This is a genomic window from Acanthopleuribacter pedis, from assembly GCF_017377855.1.
GTDB classification, from domain to species: Bacteria; Acidobacteriota; Holophagae; order Acanthopleuribacterales; family Acanthopleuribacteraceae; genus Acanthopleuribacter; species Acanthopleuribacter pedis.
Window position 1 is genome coordinate 1 of sequence record NZ_JAFREP010000072.1, and the last position, 6856, is coordinate 6856.

At 54.1% G+C, this 6856-nt stretch carries 6 protein-coding genes; 4 read left to right on the forward strand and 2 right to left on the reverse strand.

What is annotated here, in order from left to right:
• Positions 1 to 163: 163 nt before the first annotated feature.
• Positions 164 to 2944: an RHS repeat protein gene (locus J3U88_RS35175; RefSeq protein ID WP_207863617.1), complete on the reverse strand. Its 2781-nt coding sequence runs from the start codon at positions 2942 to 2944 to the stop codon at positions 164 to 166.
• A 239-nt stretch (positions 2945 to 3183) separates the two neighbouring features.
• On the opposite strand from J3U88_RS35175, the gene J3U88_RS33675 reads away from it, so the two are divergent.
• The 4 genes from J3U88_RS33675 (at position 3184) to J3U88_RS33690 (ending at position 5649) form a co-directional block, all read left to right on the forward strand.
• On the forward strand, positions 3184 to 3666 hold the full coding sequence (locus J3U88_RS33675) for a helix-turn-helix domain-containing protein (protein WP_207863618.1): 483 nt from the start codon (positions 3184 to 3186) through the stop codon (positions 3664 to 3666).
• A gap of 21 nt (positions 3667 to 3687) precedes the next feature.
• Positions 3688 to 4257 (forward strand): integrase core domain-containing protein, encoded by a 570-nt coding sequence (locus tag J3U88_RS33680; protein WP_207863619.1) that lies wholly within the window; start codon positions 3688 to 3690, stop codon positions 4255 to 4257.
• A gap of 146 nt (positions 4258 to 4403) precedes the next feature.
• Positions 4404 to 4661, forward strand: a complete 258-nt coding sequence (locus J3U88_RS33685; protein WP_279382672.1) for an integrase core domain-containing protein — start codon at positions 4404 to 4406, stop codon at positions 4659 to 4661.
• Between the two features lie 241 nt (positions 4662 to 4902).
• Entirely contained in the window at positions 4903 to 5649 is a 747-nt protein-coding gene (locus J3U88_RS33690; RefSeq protein ID WP_207863621.1) for a hypothetical protein, read from the forward strand.
• Positions 5650 to 5651: 2 nt separating this feature from the next.
• Here the strand turns inward: J3U88_RS33690 and J3U88_RS33695 are convergent, their stop codons facing one another.
• Positions 5652 to 6701, reverse strand: coding sequence for a DNA/RNA non-specific endonuclease (locus J3U88_RS33695; RefSeq protein ID WP_207863622.1), 1050 nt, complete (start codon positions 6699 to 6701; stop codon positions 5652 to 5654).
• Positions 6702 to 6856: the final 155 nt, after the last annotated feature.

Here is a 6856-nt window from a genome sequence, read left to right on the forward strand (position 1 = left end):
CGGTGGCGGCTGTCGTATTCGTAGCTGGACAGCCGACCGTCTTTCCTCATCGCGCGCAGGCGGCGCTCGCCGTCCCACGCGAAATAAGTATCCGTTCCGTCCCCGTCTTCGATGCGTTCCAAGTTGCCGTTTGCGGCGGCGTAACTCATCGTCCGGTCGCGTGTTACCTCCGGCGTCTCGGCCTGGCCGAGCACCCGCGCTTGCGCTTCGCTTTGCGCCGCGATGCGGGGCCCGCCTGATCCGTGGTCTCCCTTCGGCGCAGTTGGATGTCGCCGCGTTGACGCGCATCACCCAAGGCCTGGTCGCGCAGGACCAGGGTTAGGTTTTGCAGCAGTTGCTTGTCGCCGCTGCCGTAGGTCTCATCGAAGCGCAGCGTTTCGTAGCTTGGCTCCGCCCCCGACTCGCCTTCCGGCGGCGGCGGGCCCCGCTCGCCGATGTGTCGTTCTACCGCCACGCTTGCCAAGGTGTGGTTGCTGTTGTACGTCGGCGTCAGGATCTCGCGCAGGTCTGGGCCCGCCCGCGTCACCCGGCTGATTTTACCGCCGATGTAATCGGCCGCGCTGTCGCATCCGTCGATTTGCGCACTCCCGTCATAACCCAGCTCAAGCGCAAAACCACCGTCCGCCGATTGGACAGCCGCCAAGCGGTTGCTCCCGTCCAAGCTCACCGAAAACGCGGTGCCGTCGCCCCAGGTCATCGCGGTTGGGTACCCGTTTTGCCAGTCGCCAAAAGCCACACGCATGCCCGCCGCGGCAACATCGGTCATGTTACCCGCATCGTCGTAGCCATAATAAAAGCTGGGCCCCTCGTCCAACCAAATCCCGTTTAAGCGATGGTGCCGGTCGTATGTGTAACTCTGAACCACCCCGTTGCCGTCCCGGTAACTTTGCAGGCGGCCCAGGTCGTCCGTGCTCGGGTCGTAGGTGAACACCTCATGTGACGGCGCCCCCACACCCGACACCTGGGTACGGGTCAAACGCACCACCCTGCCGTTGCCGTCGTACTCGGGAACGGTGGTTTCGCTACCGATCCCCGGCAATGCCGCCGCGGTCACTTCCGATACGGGCGGGGTCGTGGTGATGCGCGTGACACGGCCGTCCGCCCATTCGAGCGCACGCGCCTGGTGATCCGCGCCCTCGAACAGCCCGGTCAATCGGCCGTCCGCATCATAGGCAAACTGCTTGGCCGCCAATCCCGGATAAGCCACCGATTCGGTTAAACCCCGTTCGTTGATCACCACGGAGACGTTGTTGGGGAAGGACAATTGATTGCTGTTACCTTCCTCAAATAGTTGGAAGGTTTCACCGCCGTTGGTCAGCGATTGCGGCGCACCCCACGCGTTAAAAGCCACCGTGGTGGACGCCTGATGCGGTCGCTGATGACGAATCAGGTCACCGTGGGCGTTGTAATGGAAACTCTCCGGCGCCTGGCCGGCGGGTTTGACGGTGACACACTTGGCTTGGCCGCCGGCGTGGTAGGTCACGGCCACGTCCTGCAACAGGATGCCGTCATTTTCGGTGGTGATGCCGTGGGGCCGGGTCTGCCCGGCCTCATAAGCGTAGGTCACCCGCGTGCCGTCGCTGCTTTCGATTCCGGTCAGGTTCCAACCATCGTAGGTGAAGGACAGCCGCTCGGTGGCGGTAACAAGTTCGGTGATGCGCTGTTCGGCATCACGGACGATTTCCAGCGTTGGGGTGAAGTTGCCGGCGGTGTCGTTGACCCCGCGACCCATCAGCAGGCCGTAATGGTTGTAAAAACTTTGGGCGGTGGTGCCGTCGGGCGCCTGCAGCAGCACCTGGTGGTTGTCTGCTTGCCAGGAGATGTGGGTGGTTTCACCGGTGAAGGTGGCGAAGGAAGCGGGCAAGCCGGTGTCGGTGTCGGTGATGATCCGCGCGCCGGCCTCGCCGCGGGTCATGGTGGTGACGCCGAGCGTTTCCGTGTCCCGTGCGACCTTCACCGCGTCGCCCAGCCAGGTGCGGTGGGTTTGGTTGGCGCTGCTCACGCCGGCGACGGGGTCGGCTTGGATCAAAGGGCCGTCGGCGCGGTTGGCTTGTTGGGTTTCGACGGCGTCGATGACACCACTCGCGCCTTGGTAGCGGGTGCTCAGGGTGAGGTCGCGCGGCGAGGTGCTTTGGTTGATGCGGCCGCGCGCATCGTAACCGTAGCGGGATTCGAGCCCGCCGAGGGTGGTTTTGGTGATTTGGGTCGCGGCGTTGCGGGTGAATTCGAGGGTGCGCCCGTCGCCGATGGTCCAGGTTTTAAAGGCGCCGTCGGTTGCGGTATCGGGATTGCTCGCGGTCAGGCCGCGGTTCCCGCTCTCAAAACCGGTCACCCGACCCAAGCCGTCGAAACCGGTCCGGCGTTGGATACCGCTGGTGGTATTGAGCGCATGTTGTTCGAGGCTGTTGCCGTTCACCGTGGTGCGCACCTGGTAATGGATGTTGGTATTCAGGTTGCCCAAATTGGGCAGCGGCACGGGGCCCTTTTTAGATTGGGTATTGAATTCGAACGCAAAGGGTTTCAGCGTTTCGGTGATGTCCACATCCAGCCAGGAGCCGTCGACCGCCGTGGTCAGGGTTTCCCGTTGGTTGAGGTTGTCGGCGACGTGGAGGGCGCCCGGGCGGTAGGTCCAGGCAAGCAAAGTCCGCTGGTTTTTGCGCGGGCCGGTGGCTTTGCCAACACCACCACCGCCGCCACCCGTGCCGCCGGCCTCACCTTCGCCCTGCAAACTCAGCGGGTTGCCAAAGGCGTCGGTCGCCAATCGCACGGTGCCCACCCCGTCCATACGCGTTTCAACCACGCGGCCGAGGGCGTCGACTTTCAGGGGGACGCTGTCGGGCTGACCGACAATCGGCGTGACGGTTAACCCGTCCACAAACAGGCCGGCGTCGGCGCGAACGGTGTAAACCATGGAACCGGCCGGGGTGGTCACACTGGTGAGCACCGGGGTATCGCCGTGGTAGCGGTAGGTGGTTTTGAAGCTCGCGTCGTCGCGGTCGATGTTTTCGGTTAAGCGGCCGTGGTCGTCGTAAACGAAGGTACGCGAACCTGGAGCGGGCCCACCTCAGCGGGGCGTTGCGACGAAACAACGCCCCGCCTTGATACGGGATGACGGTTTGTTTTCTGTCTTCTGTTGTCAATCAACGAAGGTCAATGCAAACTGTTTTGGTGAAAGGAGCACCCATGGCTTGGCTGAATGTTCTTTGGTTGGTTTTGTTTCTGGGCAAAGTGGAAACGCGGCAGAAGGCGGTGCTTGATTTTCTTTTGGGTTTGATTCAGGTTCAACGTGAAACCATTCGTTCATTAAATAATGGGCGCGACAAACGGTTGAGCGACCGGCAGCGTCGGCGCCTTGCGATTCTGGCACGGACCGTGCCTCATGATTTTTTGCAAGACATCGCGGCCCTGAGTTATAGCCCCTACATCTTCTTGCGTTGGTATAAAAAGCTGGTGCATCAGAAATATACGCCTGCAACGCGTCGGCGGCAAGGACGGCCGACAACTTCCACTGAGACGGCCGCCCTCGTGCGGCGTTTGGCCGAGGAGAATCCGAGCTGGGGTTATCGACGGATTGTCGGGGCACGAAACCATCTCGGAGTTTCCCTCTCAAAAAATACCGTGGCGCGAATCCTAGCAGACGGCGGTTTGAGTCCCGTCCCGAAATGAACGCGCTCATGGCGTCGATTCTTGGAGCAGCAGTGGACGAGCATGGTCGCCGCGGATTTCTTTACAGTGGAATTGACGCGTGGTTGGGGCATCCAGCAGGTGCATGTTTTGGTGATGATGCACTTGGCGACGCGACGCATGCACATCGCCGGAATCGTGGATGAACCGACACAGGCCTGGTTGGTTCAGGTTGCCCGCAATGAAACGGATGAAGAACATGGTTTTTTGAAAGAGGGCTCGTATTTGATTCATGATCGGGCGGCGGTATTTGGTGAAAAGTTCAAGACCACCTTGGCGGCAGGAGGCGTAACCACGGTCAAATTGCCGGCCCGGTCACCCAATTTGAACGCCCACGTGGAACGGGTGATTCGCAGCATTCGCGAAGAATGTTTGGACCAATTTGTGATTTTTTCCAGAAGACAACTTGAGTACCTTTTGGGTGAATATGTGACCCACTACCATGAGGAACGTCCCCACCAAGGCCTCGGGAACCGGCTAATCTCCGGCGAGCAGGGCCAGTCACAGGGCAAAATCCGGCGACGAACCCGGCTGGGCGGCCTGCTCAGCTTTTATGATCGCGTTTCAGGTTAGGAAGAGGGTGGACTGGATCCGAGTCCAAGGCAGAAGTGCGCCCAAATGAAGACTTTGCATCAAAAACGGTCCACTCCTCGACAAAATTTTGGCCATTTTTCACCAAGGCGGAAGGCTGATGTCCCTTCCGTAACCCGGATTTCAGGTTGATTTGCCAGCCTTGTTATTTTTGGGACACTACGCGCAGCATTCGCGAAGAATGTTTGGACCGATTTGTGATTTTTTCCAGAAGACAACTCGAGTACCTTTTGGGTGAATACGTGATCCACTACCATGAGGAACGTCCCCACCAAGGCCTCGGGAACCGGCTAATCTCCGGCGAGCAGGGCCGGTCACAGGGCACAATCCGGCGACAAACCCGGCTGGGCGGCCTGCTCAGCTTTTATGATCGCGTTTCAGGTTAGGAAGAGGGTGGATTGGATCCGAGTCCAAGGCAGAAGTGCGCCCAAATGAAGACTTTGCATCAAAAACGGTCCACTCCCCGACAAAATTTTGGCCATTTTTCACCAAAGCGGAAGGCTGATGTCCCTTCCGTAACGCGGATTTCAGGTTGATTTGCCAGCCTTGTTATTTTTGGGACACTACGGGTAAAATGTTTAAAAACTGTTGCCGGAAGACGCTGGCCACGTAGGAGGAAGTATTTCTATGGTTGAATTTCCTATTACATATAATTTCATTAAAGGCACGTCCACTATAAATCACTTGGTAGAACCCAGAGAAGCTAGTGGAATTGTTCTTCCGATAGGATATAGCACGCTTCTTGCAGCGGGGAGGAGTGTCGAATTTAATGATTTTGTAACAGTGTATAGTGTTTCGGATATGCTTGTTCATGCTAGAGATTTCAAATTATCCTTGGCAAAGCGAGATGTTTTGAAAGAAGTCCTTGAGAAACACCATGTGTCTGATCGAAATTTCTATCCTCTGGGGTTTTCGGTGGATGGCGATCAAATAGCATTTTCTCAAGGAAAAAATCAGAATATTTTTATTATTCCGAAGTTTGGCGATCCTGTTGTCAAACTCCCCCTCAACCTATACCTACTGCTGGGACATTACCTCAGCGGAAGTGAAATCGAACTTGTGAATGGCGGTCTTTATATTAAGCCCTTTAAGAAACGGGAAGTGCATTTTTTTTACAAAAACTCATCATCATTTTTGTTTTTCAAAAAAGTGTGTGACTTTTTCTGTGAAACCATAAAAACAAACCCACACACAAAGGAAAACTCTTTGGTTTTTTTTGATACAGATAATGGATTTCAAATCCAGATTAGTTACTCGGAGGAGGATCTGATCACCGAGGTTGCCTTAGAAATAATTCACAAAGAGAATGAATTGATCAAAAATCTTATTGGTCTTATACAAGATCGAGTATATTTTGATCAATATTTTTGTTGATATTACGGGATGTTCAATATCACCTCTCTCATTCTAAACCCGTTGCTCCCCCGTGCAATCATTACAATCATCTCTGGTATATTGCTATTGTCTTTGTAAACAGGACGAACATGAAGATATACTACTTCGCCTTTTTCTACCGCATGGAATACCTTCTTTTCAAACCCCTCCATCACTACATTATTTACTCTATTGAACATTACTGCTAGATTTCTCTTTGCTGTACCGCTCCCACCAAACATTTTCGCTATTAGATGGCCCCTGCTGTGGACAGTGTTATCGAAATCGCGAAGGTATGTTCCGCTCTTGGTTTTGGTTCCCGTTCCGAGCATAGACTTATCAATCCTCGCAATTGCTCCGCGAGATCTATTCAGGCTGTCAAAGTTTCGGTATTTAATCTTGCCCTCGCCTGCGTACAGTTTCGATCCATTGGGTAATTCGCCGACTCTCCCCAAAACACCTGCCGAAACAACTTCGTTGGTTAATTCTTCTCCAATTTTATTGCCAATACCGCTAACAGACTGCTTGACCCCTGCGTTGGAAAAATCGCGTCCCATCGCTCGAATCTGATAAGCCATAATATCTGTAGACTTAAGCACGCTAAAAGAAAGAGTGTTCTTAACAAAAGTTATAAACTCAGGGTTTGCACCAGATTCAGGCTGATTTGAATTCAAAAGGCCAAAAGTTCCCCAGATAGGTTTTTTAGGCAGCGTTTCATAAGCTATCTGTGTCAACTCCTCGATGACTGATAGGTCTAAAATTGCTTTTTCTTCACTTGGATCATAGCTTTCTTTCGCTTTTGCAAGCTTTGCTCGAATTAAAGTTTTTACGGAGGATTTGTAATTCTCTAAGATGAATGCTTTGTCAATATTCCGGTACTCAGACAAGAGTCTCCTATATATCTCTTCTTCCAAATCACTGTATGCAAATTCATAATATTCACTATCTTTTACGTTTAAAATCGCCTCTAAAGGAATCAATACCTCAAGACTAATAAACTCCTCGCTTCTAAAAACACTTGGACTTAACCCATCAGGATCCCAAAACATCATCGGGTTACCGGCAGCATACGCATAAGGTCAATGCCGTTAAGTTAAGAACCAAAACGATAGGAAAATGGGCTAGCGGTTTGATTTGTAGCCAGGCGCGAAAATTTGAATCTTCACGATATATCTGCCTGATGCTCGCCTCTTCGCCGTTCGGCCGG

Excerpts from the sequence above, each read along its gene's own strand:
- J3U88_RS33675 (WP_207863618.1), top strand. The coding sequence starts at position 3,184 with ATGGCTTGGCTGAATGTTCTTTGGTTGGTTTTGTTTCTGGGCAAAGTG.
- J3U88_RS33690 (WP_207863621.1), top strand. The coding sequence starts at position 4,903 with ATGGTTGAATTTCCTATTACATATAATTTCATTAAAGGCACGTCCACT.
- J3U88_RS33695 (WP_207863622.1), bottom strand. The coding sequence starts at position 6,701 with ATGATGTTTTGGGATCCTGATGGGTTAAGTCCAAGTGTTTTTAGAAGC.